A 1,194-nucleotide genomic window follows, 5' to 3' on the forward strand; every position below is an offset into this window, starting at 1 on the left:
ATTTAGAAAGAGAAAAGCATTTAATTAAACTATGTTCCGCTCAGAGTAAAACTCAAGGCTTGATTCAGAATTAAATGCTCTTCCTTTCATTAAAAACTCAAATAGAAATTCGGGATTTGAAGCCCATTATTAAGGAGTTGAGTAATGATGAAAGTTTCTCTTTCGTAAGGTGTTAACTTGTAAATTCAAAATTATGAAAAAATTAATTATTGGGATTGACATTAGTGCAGAAACATTGGATATTTGTTTAAAAACAGATTTAGAGGAAAGATACGAGGTTATTGAAAACGAAATTTCTGTGATTAAAAAATTCTTCAAAAGCTTTAAAATTTATGAGGAAGTTGTAGTAGCGATGGAAAACACAGGGAGGTATAATTGGAATCTTTACGAGGTTTTAGAGCATTTTGAATTTAAAGTTTATGTTATTAATCCGCTTCATTTGAAGAAAAGTTTAGGTTTATCACGCGGGAAAAATGATAAGATAGATGCCTCGAGAATTGCGCATTTTATAGAAAGAAACAGTGGCGATATTGAACTTTGGAAACCGAGTTCTGAATCAATGAAGAAATTAAAAGTTCTTTTAACAGAGAGAAAATCGAAGGTTAAGTTGAAATCAAGTTTACTTCAACAGAAGAAAAATTACAAGTGTACTAAAGCCATTGGATTAGAAAAAATGCTTCTAAAGATTAATGAAAAAGAAATAAAGCTGCTCACAGATCATATTAAATTTTTAGAACAGGAAATGGAAAAAGTGATAAAAATGGATGCAGAATTAAAAGAGAAAAGCGGATTAATGCAAAGTATTCCAGGAGTTGGAAAAGTATTAACCTGGATGATTTTGGCGAAAACAGATAATTTTCAAATGATTGATAGTGCAAGGAAATTGGCTTGTTATAGTGGTGTTGTTCCATTTGATCATCAATCGGGCACCTCATTGCGATACCGGCCAAAAGTTTCGCCATATGCTGATAAATCTCTAAAAAGTACGTTACATCTGGGAGCAATGAGTGTGGTGAAACTGGATAATGATTTATCTAAATATTATCAAAGAAAAGTTTTAGAAGGAAAAAATAAAATGTTGGTTTTAAATAACATCCGAAATAAAATAATCCATCTCATTTTTGCAGTACTCAAATCTGGAAAAAAATATGAAAATAATTACCAAAATAGTTTGGCGGTGTCATAGAAATCAAG

1 protein-coding gene is annotated in these 1,194 nt (G+C 30.7%); it reads left to right on the forward strand.

Going from position 1 to position 1,194, the window contains the following annotated elements:
- Positions 1–193: 193 nt before the first annotated feature.
- The gene (locus tag BW932_RS14140) at positions 194–1,186 is read left to right on the forward strand and encodes an IS110 family RNA-guided transposase (RefSeq protein WP_076388704.1); all 993 of its coding nucleotides are present in this window, start codon (positions 194–196) and stop codon (positions 1,184–1,186) included.
- Positions 1,187–1,194 lie beyond the last annotated feature (8 nt).

The organism is Kaistella chaponensis (assembly GCF_900156725.1).
In the GTDB taxonomy this organism is placed as follows: Bacteria; Bacteroidota; Bacteroidia; order Flavobacteriales; family Weeksellaceae; genus Kaistella; species Kaistella chaponensis.

Bases quoted from the DNA above. Each gene is read 5' to 3' on its own strand.
- BW932_RS14140 (WP_076388704.1), top strand. From the start codon at position 194: ATGAAAAAATTAATTATTGGGATTGACATTAGTGCAGAAACATTGGAT.